Here is a 15,207-nt window from a genome sequence, read left to right as displayed (position 1 = left end):
GAATTCTCACTGTAACATTCTCACGGCATTCGTTCAACCGGGGCGGAGCCTCAGAAGGATCTGACGAAAGATGGGGGCCGGGATCAAACGCAGTCCTTTCACGATCATGGCGAGCGAGGACGGAAAGTGAATCATCGTCTTCTTCGCTTCGATCCCACGCATCATGATGCGCACGGCGTCCGGCGCATCGAGCAGGAAGGGCATTTTGAATTTATTTTTCTGCGTCATCGGCGTGCGCACGAAACCTGGGCAGACCGTGGTGACCTTGATTTTAAGGGGCATAAGCTCCACCCGCAGGCCCTCCAGATAACTCGATACCGCCGCCTTGCTGGAGCAATAAACTGTGGAACGTGGAACCGAAATATAAGCGGCGAGACTGGAAACACCTACAATGTGCCCACGCTTTCGTTCCATGAAATAAGGTAAAACTGCAGCCACGGTCTGCATGAGGCCGATCACATTCACTTCATAAACCCTGCGGGCTTCCGCAGCGTTGAATCGTTTCAGCGGAGCATCCAGGGACACGCCGGCATTGGCGATCAGAAGATCGATCGGTCCCAGTTCCTTTTCCGTGCGATCCACGGCGGACATGATTTCATCCCAGCTGCTGACGTCCGCTTGCAAAACCAGAACGCGCTGACCCAGGGGATCGAGTTCTTTTTTCAAGTCTTCCAAAAGGGGCAGCCGTCGCGCGACGAGCGCCACATCATAGCCGGCTGCGACCAGCTGTTTCGCCAACTCATGACCAAGGCCTGTGGAAGCGCCGGTGACAAAGGCTATTTTTGACAAGTGAGTGCCCTTTCCTGGAAAAGTTTCGCCTGAGGATGCGGTCTTTTTCCGAGAAGAGCAAGACGGACAATTTGGTCAGGAAGCCGCCGACACAAGATCCGCCGGTTGATAGAGAAGAGGCAGGGTCAAAAGAAATTGGCCGCCGGGGCCGGGCAGGCAGAGAAGATCCCCCCCATGATGCCGGGCGATGCTCCGCGAACTGGAAAGGCCGAGCCCCGTGCCCTTGCCGATTTCCTTGGTCGTATAGAAGGGGGCGAAGATTCTTTCACTTCTTTCCCGAGGCACTCCTGGCCCACTGTCGTGAACGAGCACGGTAAAATTCCCAGCCTCACGCCGGAAACTGATCTGAATCCAGGGATCTTTATGCCCACGAACGGCATCCATGGCATTCGAGACGAGATTGATCAGAATCTCCAGAATGCGCCCCTTCTGGCCAAAGATCACCACCTCATCCAGACCCTGCTGCAAAAGCTCGAAGCGGATACCGCCGTCGCGCATGTGTTCGGCGAAAAGATGGCGAATGATTTCGGGAAAATCCACAAGGCGGATGGATTCATAGGCGTCCATGGGACTTTGCGAAAGGGAAAGGAGGCGCTCGACTATCGTCTTGATGCGCTCGATCGCTTCGAAGCCCTTGTGGATCCGTTCGATGCGATCCGGTCGATGTCGCAGGAGTTCATCCTGCTCCAAAAGCTGCAAGACAAAATGCACGATGGTGAGGGGATTATTCACCTCATGCGCGGTGCCGGCGGCTATGCGTCCGAGATCAGCCATACGTTCAGCATGGACGCGCTCCTCGGTTTTGCGGAGGGTCTCGCGATGGAAGAATTCGGATTGGAAGAAGAGCAGTGTGAACGGCAGCACGGCCATCAGAAAAGCGGCTGAGGTATGCAGCACGGCCGAGGCATCGGACAGCGCCTCGGGCAGAGGATAGGATGCGGGGATGTGGAAAAGGAGTTGGATGCAGACAAACAGCGTAAGCGAACTGAGGGAGAAAAAACTTAGCCAACGCCACTCGCGCCCAGTGAAAAGGACAAAGGGAAAGAAGGCGGCCGGCAGACAGTAAAGCCCCACCATTCCCGATCGACCAAAGAGATAGACCCCGACGCTGATCCCCGACCAGGCCAGCACCATGAAACCAACCCGGGCCAGCAAAAAATGCCCACGGTGGACCAGGATCATGAGAGTCGGGAAAAGAATGATCCAGGGCATGAGCGAAGGCAGGCGCTCGAAATAGCCAAAGCCCAGATATATGGCGAGCACGAGCAAACATACGGCCACCACGGCGAGTATGGTCCCGTTGAAGGCGAGAAGCCGTAATTTCAGCATCGGATCTTCCACTTTATGGTGACCGATGGAAAGGAGCTTCTTGATATTTTTTCGGATGGATCGTTCCAAGGTGCCCCCTACCTCATACTCTAGCAGAGAGCGGCCGGCAGAATTTCCCGGGTTTGAATGATGGGATCAGGGTTTTTCAAACGGCTGCCAGCTGGGGCGCTTCCTTGCGCTCGGTCTCCGCTCTTATAAACTGATAGTAGAGTTTTCTAGCCGCGGGATCGTCCCGAACCACAACTCCCTTTTCCACAAGGTCAACCGGCAAAAAGCCTTCGCGATGCGAAGGATCCAGACTCAGGTAGACCTGCTCCTGAATGATCAGAATGCTCTGGCTCTTCTCGTCTTCAAACAGCGTCTTGCGCATGGCTTCGTATCGAGTCGCCAGGATCAGGGCCTGACCATAGATATCGTATTCCTTGGTGCCGCTCTCGGGATAAAAGCCGATCAGCGTATCCAGGGCGATACCTATGCCGCAGGTTATAGGTGTCGGGGAATGCAGCATCTCCGCCTCTTCCGCCAAGGCCTGGGCTATCCTCTTGCCGATATCCACCGCTTCGTTGGCGGGATTTCCCGTCAGCGAAGCGAAAGGATAACCAATGGAGCAGAGCCCGCCGTCGCCAATCTCTTTGATGCGGTAGGCCCGGGCTTTCAGAGTTCGGCCGTCGTAACCCTCACTCATGATTTCATTGCAGCGGGCGAAGAAGTTTCGGAAGAATTCCTTCGCTTTGATGTGCTTGATCTTCGAGCTTCCGACGATATCAAAAGCCAGGACGCAGCCGTGACTGGGGACCGTCGGCATCGTGGCTTCCAGCTCGGCGCCATGCCTGATCTGTTCTATTTGGTGAGGATAGACGACCTTCTGCAGCTGGGAAAATGCATGAACTTTACGGCGTTGGCCTTTCGCTCGGAATCCCGGGTTCGATAGGCAAGCGCGACCGCGAAGAGCATGGATTCAATCGCGTAGGCGACATAGGCGGAATACACAAGACCGCGCATGCTCGTCACATGAATCGCAGCCAGATTCATCACGTAACCAACGCCGAGGACACCCCAACCCAGCGCAAAAAATGTTGCGGGGATATAGCCGACCAGCATTCTGCGCACGGCTGCATACATGCAAAGGAAATAGCAGAGGAGGCCCGTGAGCAGGCCCGTGGGGCCGATGAATTCCATATTCACGAAGTACGTCCCCATGAGGAACGACACTGAAATGGACCAAAGGATATAGGTGAATTGCAGAAGTCTGGGATGAAACTCTCTCAATCTTAGAACCGACGAGCTCATCAGGATGGTGAAAAGGCAATTGAGGCATAAGGATACGTTCCAAAAGACAGCAGAGACGGCATGAAGATCTCCACTGCCCACGGTCAAGATATAAAGTATCGTGACAGAGTAGCCCACGTAGTAGATAAAATAGCGCTTTCTATGAAGCAGGAACATTGTGAAGTTAAAAAAGACGAAGGCCGACCCTACTCCATAAACATACAAATAGAATCTGGCCTCACCAAGGAAGGCGCCGCTCATATAGGCTGCATTCATGATATAAAGATTACTTTTGACATCAGAAAGAGGCGCCGGTTCCGCAACAAAGTAGACCCTGTACTGGCCGGGTTTCAGCCTGGCCTGAACTAAGAGCATGGCAGGCCGCACGGGATCCGGCTCGATCATTCGGCCAGCCGCATCCATGATGTAGAATTTTTGGAAACTGAGGGGCGGAGCCCAGATGTAGTTGAGGTAGATCGTCTCAACTTCGGTCTTCATGGTGAAGGCCAGCACAACTCTTTGGTCCTTGACCTCGCTCCGATGGAAACGCCGCTGCTTCTTGATCAACGTCCACGACGCGGTCTGACTTATGCGCTGGATATCGAGGGGCACGCTGGCCGGCTCGATGAAGTATCGAGCCTCGTCCACATCGATCTTTTGCGCTTCGGCTAAAACGCTATAGACCCTCTCCGCGTCCTGCCCCAGGCATGGCCACGCGAAGAGCAGAAAGCTGAGCAGCAGCCTCTTGAGCAAAAGATCCAAGACTTACGTCCTCATGTCATAGATCCACATTCCAAAGCAGCCCCAGTCCAAACGAATGGGAACTGACGGATACTTCATCATCAACGCTCGCATCATTGACCTTCACGCCATCGACCTTGTAGCTGATATCACTGTATGTCGCCGCGTTGAGCGAAGCGAAGGCGGTCAGGCCCCAGTAACGCCCCCAGAAGTAGTCGTAGCCCATGCGCAGGGTGGTGCGCGTCCCCGAGAGTTCATAGCTGAGCTTACGGCCGGTCAGGTCAGTGGATTCCATTTCGATGGAGCCACTGCCGATACCAATGCCGAAGGACAGAAGGCTCAGGGTATCACCGTTGACGGATTTGAAAGCGTTCCAATCGAGGCGCACACCGGCGCCGCCGAGCGTGTAGTCCATCGAGTTGCGAGTCGTGCTCTGCGAGACCGCGTTCAAATAGATGGCCCACCAGGACTCGCTGCGGAAGCCGATCAGGTCCCAGTCAATGCCGGTATAGGCCTTCGGAAAGTCGAGGGCCTCGCTCTTCTGCTTGAATTGCGCGGCTTCCTGCGAAATATGGAAGCGGCCCTGGATGCCCTGACGCCAGCGCCGGGCTTCGTCGCGGTCCTTGCCGGATTGATTGTTGACCTGGCTGTTGGTCTGCTCGTTCTTTTGTTCGACGTGATTGCTGTTATTCACATTGATAACGGTTCCCGAAGAGCCCGAGGCGTTATCATCCGAAATATTCTGGATGGTATAACGCTTGACGGTGACCCGGCCCATTTCCGCGGTATCAATCACAAGGTCCGTCTGATTCATCTCAACGATGACGCCTTTCAGAACGGTGCCGTTTTTCAGCTTCACCGTTTCGGCCATCACACCTTCACTGATCATGAATGCAGTCGCGATAAACAGTAATCTCATGCTGTAACCTACCAAATTTAGGGTCCAATCCTTTTCTCGTCGGTACCCGCTAAAAATTCTTTAAGGTTTTACGGAAAGGTTTCACGGAAAGCCCAGGAATTCACCCATGTCCTTCCCTGGACGAAAGAATTCGCGGCCATGCTGTCAAAAAATGTCCCTTGGGTGACGCCTCGCCGAGGTGTATAGAGCGCGTAGGAGGAATCGAAAACAATTAAGAAAGCTGAGAGGATTTTCCTATGCGTATACTGCAAGTCATCTCATCATTCCTTGTCCTGCTTTGGGTGAACGCCTGCCACCCCCCTGGCTCTGGCGGCCCGCTGGCCCAGGAGGATAAGGCCTCAATCCGCACCCTGGAAATTCCAGTGTTTGAAAACACAACCGAGGCGGTGCTCACCTCGGAAGAGGCCATCCTCAGGACGACCGATGCGGCCCTTCAGAACCTGATCACAAAGCCTTCGCTGGCGACTTTCGCAGAAAGTTTTGGGGAACTCGACCGGATTCAAAGTGAACTCGTTCGGGTCTGGTCCCGGCTCTATCTTATATTATGAGTTCCACGTAACGGGCTTCTTCATGAGATAAACCCTGAGCGTCAAGCTGCGCAGCCACACGCTTGAGCATCTGATAAAGATTTTCATTCAGGTCAAAACGATTGATGGAATATTGTTCCAGGCGGATGTCGATTACTATACGGACCAACTGGTGCAGGCCCGTTACACGGTGGATACCGAGGCCCTGCGGGTGTATTTCCCTGAAAACGATGTGATCCCGGGCATGATGCAGGCCGTGGGCGAGGTCATGGGATTCACTTTTCAGGAAAAAACCGCACCTGAAGGCTGGGTCGATGATCTTCGGTACTTTGAACTTTATGATAGGCCGAGCGGCCGCCTCATGGGCGCTTTTTATCTGGACCTCCATCCACGGCCTGGCAAGTACATGCACTTCGCGGAATACTCGTTAATCGACGGCCGCAGGCGTGACGACGGGACCTACCAGGCGCCCGTCTGTGTGATGGTCGGCAACTTTCCGCCCCCCAGTCTGGATCGCCCCTCGCTCTGGTCCTATGAAGAACTGGGAACGTTTATCCATGAATTCGGCCACGTCCTGCATTCGATACTGACCGAAGCCGAGCTGAGTGCCTTGGCCGGGACCTCGGTGCCTCAGGACTTCGTCGAGGTCGCGTCGCAGGTGCTGGAGCGTTGGCTCGAAGATCCCGCCGTGCTCCAGCGCTTTGCCCATCACTATCAAAGCGGCGAAGACTTCCCCATGGACAAGCTGCAGAAGATCCTCGCCTCCCAAAGCGCTTTCATCGGTCACTCCTATCGGCGGCAGATTTCGTTTGGACTTGCCGACCTGCATCTGCATAGGCTGACCGATCCCGCGATGATGCCCAAGACTCCGGCCGCGGTTTACGCCATGTCCAATGCGGATTTCAGTCGCTATTACCCCGTGGACCCGGATACGGGTTTTCTGGCTTCTTTTGAGCATCTTTTTGGGGGCTATGATGCCGGTTATTATAGTTACGCGTGGGCCGATGTGATTGCCGCGGATATCGCCGGGGTCTTTCGCGAAAGTGCTGCAGGCTTCCATGATGAAGGGCTGGGGCAGCGGCTGCGCAGAAGCCTTTATGCGCAGGGCAATACGCGGGAACCGGACGAATCCATCCGTGAGTTTTTAGGTCGGGACTTCAATGATCAAGCCTTCCTGCAGGAACTTTTTGCGGCACCTTAACAGGAAGGCCCGCATCAAAGATCGCAGTTGCTCCGGATCAGGATCCACTGCTCCATCAACTGCGTCCCCTCAGGATCGACCTTCATCGAAACCTGGGGCGGCATGTGAAAATCTCCCGTATCTTTCATGCGGAGAAGGAGGATGGATTCACTCGGTACGCCGGGCTTGTAAATTTTCCCATCGGTGACGGGAAAGACATCAACCAACGGCGCCTTGTTACAAATGCCCATGGCCGCGAAGTCTTTTTCCATACGGAAATCGAAATTACCCACACCCCCACCCTGCGGCTGATGGCAGTATGCGCAGTTTGCCTGCAGATAGGATCGCGCGCGAGCATCGATCGGCTCGGACGTGTCGGTGTAATCGACAAGAGCGGAGACGCCTGGAGTGCTCTTGATATCAAGGATGCCCGATTTCTCCAGGGCCGCGATCTGATCACCCTTCGCAAGCTGACTGTAAGTCAATCCCAGGGCGATATTCGTAGCTTTGTTATGACACATTTCACACTGCTGAGGGGAAGGATAGACCCAGGTCTGATCCCCTATGATTTTTTCTTTGCCGGTGGTCAGGAGCTCCGCATCCCGACCATCATCCCGCCATTCATAGGAGTAGCCGCGCCAGCGATTGAAACTCTCCTTCATATAAAGGCGGGTCTCGACCGGGCGGCCCTGCAGTTCAAAAGTTTTCATCGTCACACTGCCGACCGGCAAATCCAGGTCACCGACCTCATTGAAAGCCGCTTTTCGACCATCGGGCACTGCAAGAAAACGCTGCTTGGCACTGCCGTCGGACCATAAGGGGGCTATGACATCGTAAGGCACCACGGAAACCGCGGGTCGCGTAGGATTTTTAGGATCGGCACAGCCCGTCTCGGATAAAAGACGGGGCGGGTTCGCCTGGGCGAAGCAGGTCTGCAGTCTGGGTTTTTGATCCGCGCTGGGCAGAGGCGCCGGCTCTGGAGTGGGGTCGGCCGCTATCACGGCCGGTTCACCCTCAGGAGGAGCGTCCTGAGTCTTTTTCGAGGGCTGGCAGGCCCCGAGTATAAGAATCATCAGAAGAATTTCAAACCCTTGCATGGTGCGCACCCTACCCTTGAAAGCCGGTTTAGGCTCGCCTATCGGCTTAACCGGGCATTTCCTAAAGGACTTTTTTTCAGAGTCAGGTCCCGGTACAATAGGGGGTGACAAAGCTTATTTGCAAAGGGGAACCCTTGGTGATGGCGCAAAAACTTGCAGCTCTCTTGATGATGTTCGGAGGATCGACGTTCGCTCTGGCTCAAACCGCAGAAACTCCAGAAGTGCCCCAAACACCCGCCGAAGTGGACGCCGAGATTGAGAATGATATCGCAAACGCGGAAGTGTCCACCGCTCAGTACTCGGCCGAGCTGGGGCTGGCGTTTCGCAAGGGTCCTGGCCCCGAATTACGATTGAACTGGTACCGGGATGACGACCAGGTCTATGGCCTTAAGATCGGTCAGTATTCCGGCAAGGATATTTCCCACTTTGATACCCTGGCCCTGACCACCATCGGTCTGCAGAGCCGCTTCAGCCTCGAAGGCTCCTTCTTTATCGAAGGCGGCCTGGACCTGACGCAGATCAAAGGCACCATCGACGAGGCCGAGACGACCTCCACGGCCGGCACCGGGACTTATGGTTTCGAAGGTTCGGTCAGTCAGACCTTCCTGCAGCTGGGCTTTGGCAATCAATGGCAGAGCGGGACCTTCACCTATGGTGTGGACTGGCTCAACCTCTATGTGCCCTTCAGCGGCTCCAGCGTTGAAACCAGCAGCACGGGTACCATATTGGATCGCGAGCAGCGTGAACGTCGGAACAAGCGTGATTTCAAGACGGAAGCCTGGGATATCAATTACGGCATCAGTCTGCATGCTGGCATGATGTTCTAATGTGAAACGATGGCCCCGGGACCTGCAAGCCAATGCAGGTCCCTTTTTTTTATCCTGTTCGCTTTAATTTGACAACGTCTGCAGCTTGCTCAAGCCCCGACGTAAGAATCACACCGCAACCCCCGAGACCTCATTCCCCAGCTCGTATGGTTTACCCTGGATCGTCTCTTGCTACGTGTCCCCTTCAAATCCAATTTCCTCTTTTTCAAGGAGACGATCCATGAGTCGTCAAAGACCACTCGGACTTTTGTCTGTCGTTCTCGTCAGCAGCCTTCTGTCCTTCTCGTGCAGTCGCCCCATGACCTGCGCCCTGGAAGGCTGTAAGCAGAATAACGGCGTGGTCCTGGCTGATGACTTCAAAGCAGGTGAGTCCGCCGATGCCACGGCTGAAAAAGAAAGCCTCAGCAAAAAGATCAAGGATATTGCCGATCGCCTGGGTGCGAATGAAGCTCTTGCAGCTTTACTGCAGGAAGCAGTCAAACTTCACGATACGCGCCTGAAACTGCTCGAAGATCAGGCGAAGTCCGTTGCCAGTCGCCTTGCCGATATAGATGGCATGATTGAACACCATGAAGAGGAAATCCACGCCCAGGCCAAGGCCCTGAAAACCTTGGAAACCTCTTTCACCGCCAGGTTAGAGGCTCAGGCGGTCCTTGAGAAAGCGGCTTTGGACGAGATTCACGGGAATCTGGATGCCGTGGAAAGTGAGTTGCGCACGTCATTGGACGCCCTTGATGCTGCGAATAAGAAGGCCATTGAAGATATTCTTGCCAACATGGCCGATGAGCGTAAGCGGGTGGATAACGCCGATATCGCAGTCGCTGCGGAAGCGAAGAGACAGCTGGGCGTGCTGCAGCTTGCACTGGAAAGCCGAGTGGGAGCTTTGGAAAGCAAGGACCTGGTTCTTGTGAGCGAGATCGCTCGACTGGATGGCCGCGTGAATAGCGTAATCTCCAGCACGGATCGAGAATTCAGAAAACTGTGGATCAGCTACGGACTTCTGCAGGCCCAAATTATTCTGGTGGCTGCGGATAACGTATGGGAGAATACGCGAATTCGGAATGAAATCAAAGATGTTGATCGTAAGCTGCGCGATAAAATCAGCGACCTGAAAGATGCTGACAAAGCTATGGCTCAAGACATCCTTGACCTCTATGCCGCACAAGGCAGAACCCAGGAACAGTTGGACGCCCTGGAAGATGAATATGATGATTTTGTGAAGACCCAGAAGGAAACCAATGACTCCATCAGCGCGAACTACGTGACCTTGAGCCAGACTCTTGGCGCCTTGAAGGTCACAGTCGAAGGCCATATTGCTTCAGAAGCCGAGCGTGTGAAGGAGATTGTGAATGCTCTTCTGCCAAATATTGCGGACAAAGTAAGCGCTCTGGAGTTGAAAGCCAACGATCTTCAGACCAGCCTGACGGCTCTACAGGGTCGCGTAGGTGCTGCCGAAGGCAACTATGCAACTCTGAAAGCTGCGCATGATAACCTTCGCAAAGAGTATGAACTCTTCGTCTCGACGACGAACGGCACGCTCACGCAACTGAATGCCATGCTTTCTACAATATCGACCTGTACCCTAACGCCGATTCCCAAGGGCAACAATGGCAAAGGCAAAGAAGACCATGAAAAGGTCACACTGCAGTGCGGCACGGAAACAGTAGTACTGGAAGTGTCCAAAAAATAAGGCCAGGCTGCGAGAGAACGCATAAACGGAGTCGATAATGAACCGCAAGATTGCTGCGAGTCTGACCCTATTGGCTTTTTTAACTCAAAACGCTGCCTGGGCGAAGACTTATAACGTAAAAAAGGGAGACACGCTCTCCCACATCGCGGCCCGCGAATTCGGTCAGCCGATCTATGGGCCCAAGGGTTCCCTGCGGAAACTTCTGGAAAAAAACCCCGAGATCCAAAATCCCGACCGCATCCGCCCCACTCAAGCGATTCGCCTGAGCGATGAGCTGACTGATCAAAGCCCGAAGGATGCCATCAGCAAACCGGATCAGCCGGCTGAGCCTATCCATGAAACTTTGGTCAGCCCGGAAGAATCCTCCGACCCTGCTCCAGCTTCAGAGCCGGCTCAGGACTTGGAACCCAAACGATCCTTCGGTATCAAAATGGGTCTCGGCCTTGTAAAAGATGAAATGGAAGCGGTCGATCATGAGCGCAGCTTCAAGACCACTTTGGATTCTGAACTGCAGACGGCGATGGACCTGGATGCCTACTATAAACCCGGCAGCGATTCGCGCGTAGGTCTATCTCTGGGGCTAAAGAACGCCGAATTCAAGGATACTGACGACGGTCGTTTTGAAGGCGGAAGCGATGCGCTTTATAAACTGAGTCTCTTCGGAGAGATGACGTTCATGAATCGCTTGCATCTGGGCCTTGAGCTCGGCACCGAGCAGAGCTTTTTCTTCAAGCAGCTGGCGATCGCGAACTTCGGTTTGGAGGCCGTGTTCGTCGATTTCGCCAAAGCCTCTTTGGGCTATGATGTCGTGATTCATGAAAGCTGGCGTTGGAGCCTTGGCGCATCCGGGAGCTTTCATGCACCTGCGTCTGCTGAAGGCCAGGATATACGCAAAGGATCGAGCTACACCGCTTCAACTCAGCTTTCCTATGAATGGAAATCCGGTTTAAGCCTGGAAGGCTCGCTTCAATACGAGAGACGCAGTCAGGGGATTGATGGCATTCGCCAGAAGGTCACCGGACGCGGCGCCGGGATTGCTCTCCGTTACGAATTCTAAGATGCTCTTGACGGGAGCTGGGGCCTGGGCCTCAGCTCTTTTACGGCACAAGGCGAAAATCATCCGCATTCGCAAACGTCCCCGCATCCACCTTCTTCTTCTGTTCATCACCTGATAGATAAGTTTTATAACGCGCATCACCGCCCATATAAACGCGGTACCAGGCTGTTCCATAATACGCGATATTCTCGTGCTGCGCCGCCGCTCCACCGTTCGGAACATCAAGATGGGTCATGCCGCTAAAATTAGCGAGGGCTTTGGGGCTCGTGTCGGGCATGGCTTCATATGCGTTGATGATATTGCCGGGAATCGCGACGGTATCGTTGGTCCCTGTCAGGAGCATCAGGGGAATTGCAGCGGTCGGCGTCACGGGACGGAATGCACAGATCGGAACCGCTGCCTTGACCGCAGTCCCGAGTTCATTCACCGCGAGGATCGTGCCGGCACCACCCATCGAATAACCCATGATTCCAATCCTGCTGGCATCGACCTTCCCCTGAATGGGACTACCGGCTCTTTGTCCTTCCGCCTTCAATTTCTGAAAACCACCTTTATGCCCATTGGCCCAGATCACAGGATTCAAGGATTGATTGTTGGTCGGCGTGAAGACCAAAGCGATAATCCCATGACTCGCAAGATGCTGGCCGAGCCAGGACATCTGTTCCTTGGTATTGGTAAAGCCACCGCTCAGCGTGCTCGCACCGATGATGACCGCTTTCGGGTCGCTCGGATAGTAGACGATCGCAGAGTTGTAGCCAGGATCAGCCAGATTCTCGGTGTAAGTGGTCACAGCATAGGGACCAGGGCGCCCCGGATAATAAAGGGCCTCGGGAACTTTGTCGTCAGCGGGTGGCGGCGTCGCAGGTTTTTCTGGAAGCTGATCCGATGATTCGGGAAGCGTCGTCTCCGGCATCGGCGTTGACGTTTCCTCATCCTGGGTATCAGGCGCGGGACTGCGATCGGATGATCGCTCGCGTTGAAAACTGGCATCACCACATGCGGCCAGCGCAAGGCTCAGCAGCATGATAAGGATCGACTTCATGAAAACTCCTCAGGCTCGATGATCTGCAATGCATTGTGCAAAATTTATACCCGGGGTATAAAATTTATATCGATTTGATTTCATTGCTTTAATCAAATCCCATGACCTGAGACGGTCACAACTTTGGACGGCGGGAGCCTTCAGAAAGCTGACAGTTACCAGGCTTCCATCACATAAAGATAGATCTGCGGCCCACCCTGATCATCGCCCCAACCCACATCCAGGCGCACGTTGATCTTCTGCTTCGGACTGATCTGATACCGCACGCCCGTTCCGTACGAAGGCTTCAGGGCCTCGTCCGGCATTTCATTCCATTCCCGTGACACGTTGCCGAATCCACCAAAGAGAGCCACATTCCAATACTTGGAAAAGCGATAGCGCGTTTCGGTTTGCAGGATGATGAGCTTGCGATCGCGATAACGGCCCTTATAATAACCGCGCAAAAGATCATTCCCGCCCAATTGCGCCAGCTGATAGAAAGGAGGATCGCCGTTCAGATTCTGCACGAAGAACTGATGCGCCTGTATCCAATTCGGGGCGAGCAGATGATAGGACCTTGCGTCGAGCTTCTGCGCCGAGAAAGGATAACGGCTGCCCCACTGCTTGATATAATGCTGCGAAAACAGCTGGATCTTCTGACCCTGGCTGGGGAAATAATTATCGTTCGTGGATTCCCACAGAAGGTAAACCTGAGCCCCGCGCTGCGGTCCGCCGTCCTCACCACGATAAAGCCCCGAACCCAGAAGGCCCTTGCCCGCGGATTCCAGACTTTTGAATGTGTCGTTCCTCAGAATTAATCCCGATCCCACGCTCAGGTGGGGAAGAAGTTCCTGATCGCCGCCGAATTCCAGGTTCTGTCGCTCTTCCTGATAGGCCGTGGCTTCACCGCGTTTGGTATTCCGTCCGACACCGAAGAAAGTCTGGGGAAACCTGGCGATTTCGCTATAGGCATAGATGGAACGGTCTTCACCGTCCAGGATCTGTCGGGCACCGACGCCCCAGAGGATCTGCTTTTTCTCGGTATACATGAGCCCCGAAATAATCGGCGAAGCCCGCTTTTTATCCAGGCCGCTGGTATAGAGAAGCACACCCCCGATGGCGAGGCCGGTTTCCGGCGTGCGGAAAAGCAAAGGCATGCCGCCCATGTCGGATGTGACGGCCTCGTCCCCTGCCGTGCGCTTTTGGTCGTCCGTAGGGACCTGCGCCAAGGCCATGGGCACCATCAGAAGGGTGACGGCAAACAAAAACGAAACCAGCCACCCCAAAGGACCGGGCGGTTGAACCTTCATCCGTCTCGTTTGCTGCAACATTAAGGAATCTCCTGGAGTAAAGATCGGTGCCTGCACAAAAACTCTGAAGCCCCCTTACCGCAAAGGATGAGTCGCCGTTGGTCTTTCGCCCAAAAAAGCTTCCGCGAGGAGGCAGATGACGACCTTACGGTAGGACCTTTCCTGAAGGGCACGTGCAGGCGCTTCTTGCGCGAAAAAGCAGCAGAATCCAGTATCAGCCCAGCCATCGAATCTTCGACGAAGAAAGGGACCCACTATGATTCATGCCCGGATCGCCATTGCCATGTTCGCTTCCACGGCTCTTCCCGCTATGGCCGTGGATATGGAAAAGATCGCACCTGGAAGGGAAATCAACACCACGGCAGGCCTGGATATTGCGTCGGCCTATATTTTCCGTGGAATGACTGTGAACAAAAATCCAGTTCTGCAGCCGACCCTGAAGCTGCAGTCCGGGGGTCTGACCATCGGCGCCTGGGGCAATCAGGCTTTGGACGCCGAGGAGACGGAAGTCGAGCAGGAAGTCGATGCCTTCGCCAGCTTCGATATTCCGTTGGAAGCGGTGACGCTTTCCCTGGGTTATACCGAATACATCTATCCTGATTCCGAACTCGATAATGATCAGGAGATCATGGCCAAAATCAGCCTGCCTACCCTTTTGAATCCGTCCCTGGCGGCCTATCATGGTGTCGGTGGCGGCATCCTGGACAGCAATTATTACGAGCTGGGGCTGAAGCAGGAAGTCTTCGCCCAAAGCGGTGTCAGCGGGACGTTGGGAGGAACCCTGGCCTACCTCGACCGTAAAGAAGGCGAGGATGGCCTCAGCCATCTCACTCTTTCGGCGGCCGCCGCATACAAGATCCTTGCGGCCTCGGTCAATTACGTTGTCGAAACCGACGAGGACGTGAACGATCTGGAGGAACAGGAGCAACTCTTTGTGACCACGGGTGCCAGTTACACCTTCTAATCCCGTTCTCATTCAAAAAGCCCCGTCCTGTACGCCAGGACGGGGCTTTGCTTTGCCCGCAATCAGATATAGAATGGGCTGTCCATGTCGCGAAGGGAGGTGTCATGGTTTACAGAAACATCCGATTTTATATAGTTCTTTTGGGCGCCATGCTCAGCGCCTGCGTGCATTACAGCGATCGCCTGGACTCCTCGCTGCAAGGCTGGGTTGGGAAGCATCCCGATCTTTTGGTCGAGCAATGGGGAGCCCCGCGCAGTGTTTATGTGATGGAAAAAGGAGCGAAGGTCCTGACCTATGAAGCCAGCGAACTTTATTCGCGGACCCTCGGTTACTGGCGGCGTCCCGAAATCTACACGCAAAGTGAAAACTGCAAAATCAGCTTCTTTACCGACAACAGTCAGAAGGCGATCGAGCGGTTCAGCTACTCGGGAAGCGTCGCGGCTTGCTATGACATGATTCGTTCAGCACCTGATAAGAAATAAAGAGG

At 54.4% G+C, this 15,207-nt stretch carries 15 protein-coding genes; 7 read left to right on the top strand and 8 right to left on the bottom strand.

Annotated features, from left to right (window positions below):
- Positions 1–33 precede the first annotated feature (33 nt).
- The 5 genes from VFO10_RS19485 to VFO10_RS19465 form a co-directional block, all read right to left on the bottom strand.
- Positions 34–789, bottom strand: coding sequence for an SDR family NAD(P)-dependent oxidoreductase (locus tag VFO10_RS19485; protein WP_325143291.1), 756 nt, complete (start codon positions 787–789; stop codon positions 34–36).
- A 75-nt stretch (positions 790–864) separates the two neighbouring features.
- Positions 865–2,187, bottom strand: coding sequence for a sensor histidine kinase (locus VFO10_RS19480; RefSeq protein WP_325143289.1), 1,323 nt, complete (start codon positions 2,185–2,187; stop codon positions 865–867).
- Positions 2,188–2,263: 76 nt separating this feature from the next.
- A complete protein-coding gene (locus VFO10_RS19475) occupies positions 2,264–2,923 on the bottom strand; it encodes a hypothetical protein (RefSeq protein ID WP_325143287.1) in 660 nt (219 codons plus the stop codon).
- Between the two features lie 35 nt (positions 2,924–2,958).
- Positions 2,959–4,149 (bottom strand): 7TM-DISM domain-containing protein, encoded by a 1,191-nt coding sequence (locus VFO10_RS19470; protein ID WP_325143285.1) that lies wholly within the window; start codon positions 4,147–4,149, stop codon positions 2,959–2,961.
- A 16-nt stretch (positions 4,150–4,165) separates the two neighbouring features.
- Complete coding sequence (locus VFO10_RS19465) at positions 4,166–5,047, bottom strand: hypothetical protein (RefSeq protein ID WP_325143284.1); 882 nt, start codon at positions 5,045–5,047, stop codon at positions 4,166–4,168.
- A 236-nt stretch (positions 5,048–5,283) separates the two neighbouring features.
- On the opposite strand from VFO10_RS19465, the gene VFO10_RS19460 reads away from it, so the two are divergent.
- On the top strand, positions 5,284–5,595 hold the full coding sequence (locus VFO10_RS19460; protein ID WP_325143282.1) for a hypothetical protein: 312 nt from the start codon (positions 5,284–5,286) through the stop codon (positions 5,593–5,595).
- 112 nt (positions 5,596–5,707) lie between these two features.
- Positions 5,708–6,775 (top strand): M3 family metallopeptidase, encoded by a 1,068-nt coding sequence (locus VFO10_RS19455; RefSeq protein ID WP_325143279.1) that lies wholly within the window; start codon positions 5,708–5,710, stop codon positions 6,773–6,775.
- Between the two features lie 14 nt (positions 6,776–6,789).
- On the opposite strand, the gene VFO10_RS19450 is transcribed toward VFO10_RS19455, so the two are convergent.
- Complete coding sequence (locus VFO10_RS19450; protein ID WP_325143277.1) at positions 6,790–7,851, bottom strand: hypothetical protein; 1,062 nt, start codon at positions 7,849–7,851, stop codon at positions 6,790–6,792.
- A gap of 140 nt (positions 7,852–7,991) precedes the next feature.
- Here VFO10_RS19450 and VFO10_RS19445 point away from each other — a divergent pair, with 140 nt between their 5' ends.
- The 3 genes from VFO10_RS19445 (at position 7,992) to VFO10_RS19435 (ending at position 11,425) form a co-directional block, all read left to right on the top strand.
- A complete protein-coding gene (locus tag VFO10_RS19445; RefSeq protein WP_325143275.1) occupies positions 7,992–8,678 on the top strand; it encodes a hypothetical protein in 687 nt (228 codons plus the stop codon).
- Positions 8,679–8,898: 220 nt separating this feature from the next.
- Entirely contained in the window at positions 8,899–10,368 is a 1,470-nt protein-coding gene (locus tag VFO10_RS19440; RefSeq protein WP_325143273.1) for a hypothetical protein, read from the top strand.
- A 37-nt stretch (positions 10,369–10,405) separates the two neighbouring features.
- Positions 10,406–11,425: a LysM domain-containing protein gene (locus VFO10_RS19435; RefSeq protein ID WP_325143271.1), complete on the top strand. Its 1,020-nt coding sequence runs from the start codon at positions 10,406–10,408 to the stop codon at positions 11,423–11,425.
- Positions 11,426–11,465: 40 nt separating this feature from the next.
- Here VFO10_RS19435 and VFO10_RS19430 read toward each other — a convergent pair whose 3' ends face one another.
- Both VFO10_RS19430 and VFO10_RS19425 read right to left on the bottom strand, forming a co-directional pair.
- Positions 11,466–12,467 carry a hypothetical protein gene (locus tag VFO10_RS19430; protein WP_325143269.1) on the bottom strand — a complete coding sequence of 334 codons (1,002 nt, stop codon included), beginning with the start codon at positions 12,465–12,467 and terminating at the stop codon, positions 11,466–11,468.
- Between the two features lie 155 nt (positions 12,468–12,622).
- Entirely contained in the window at positions 12,623–13,777 is a 1,155-nt protein-coding gene (locus tag VFO10_RS19425; RefSeq protein WP_325143267.1) for a BamA/TamA family outer membrane protein, read from the bottom strand.
- Between the two features lie 235 nt (positions 13,778–14,012).
- Here VFO10_RS19425 and VFO10_RS19420 point away from each other — a divergent pair, with 235 nt between their 5' ends.
- A complete protein-coding gene (locus tag VFO10_RS19420; RefSeq protein WP_325143265.1) occupies positions 14,013–14,720 on the top strand; it encodes a TorF family putative porin in 708 nt (235 codons plus the stop codon).
- A 104-nt stretch (positions 14,721–14,824) separates the two neighbouring features.
- Positions 14,825–15,202, top strand: a complete 378-nt coding sequence (locus tag VFO10_RS19415; protein WP_325143263.1) for a hypothetical protein — start codon at positions 14,825–14,827, stop codon at positions 15,200–15,202.
- Positions 15,203–15,207 lie beyond the last annotated feature (5 nt).

The organism is Oligoflexus sp. (assembly GCF_035712445.1).
Taxonomy (GTDB): Bacteria; Bdellovibrionota_B; Oligoflexia; order Oligoflexales; family Oligoflexaceae; genus Oligoflexus.
The sequence above is the reverse complement of the archived record's forward strand: the minus strand, read 5'-3'. Positions and strand labels throughout refer to the sequence as shown.

Excerpts from the sequence above, each read along its gene's own strand:
- VFO10_RS19475 (WP_325143287.1), bottom strand. The coding sequence starts at position 2,923 with ATGCCGACGGTCCCCAGTCACGGCTGCGTCCTGGCTTTTGATATCGTC.
- VFO10_RS19465 (WP_325143284.1), bottom strand. The coding sequence starts at position 5,047 with ATGAGATTACTGTTTATCGCGACTGCATTCATGATCAGTGAAGGTGTG.
- VFO10_RS19460 (WP_325143282.1), top strand. The coding sequence starts at position 5,284 with ATGCGTATACTGCAAGTCATCTCATCATTCCTTGTCCTGCTTTGGGTG.
- VFO10_RS19450 (WP_325143277.1), bottom strand. The coding sequence starts at position 7,851 with ATGCAAGGGTTTGAAATTCTTCTGATGATTCTTATACTCGGGGCCTGC.
- VFO10_RS19445 (WP_325143275.1), top strand. The coding sequence starts at position 7,992 with ATGGCGCAAAAACTTGCAGCTCTCTTGATGATGTTCGGAGGATCGACG.
- VFO10_RS19440 (WP_325143273.1), top strand. The coding sequence starts at position 8,899 with ATGAGTCGTCAAAGACCACTCGGACTTTTGTCTGTCGTTCTCGTCAGC.
- VFO10_RS19435 (WP_325143271.1), top strand. The coding sequence starts at position 10,406 with ATGAACCGCAAGATTGCTGCGAGTCTGACCCTATTGGCTTTTTTAACT.
- VFO10_RS19430 (WP_325143269.1), bottom strand. The coding sequence starts at position 12,467 with ATGAAGTCGATCCTTATCATGCTGCTGAGCCTTGCGCTGGCCGCATGT.
- VFO10_RS19425 (WP_325143267.1), bottom strand. The coding sequence starts at position 13,777 with ATGTTGCAGCAAACGAGACGGATGAAGGTTCAACCGCCCGGTCCTTTG.
- VFO10_RS19420 (WP_325143265.1), top strand. The coding sequence starts at position 14,013 with ATGATTCATGCCCGGATCGCCATTGCCATGTTCGCTTCCACGGCTCTT.
- VFO10_RS19415 (WP_325143263.1), top strand. The coding sequence starts at position 14,825 with ATGGTTTACAGAAACATCCGATTTTATATAGTTCTTTTGGGCGCCATG.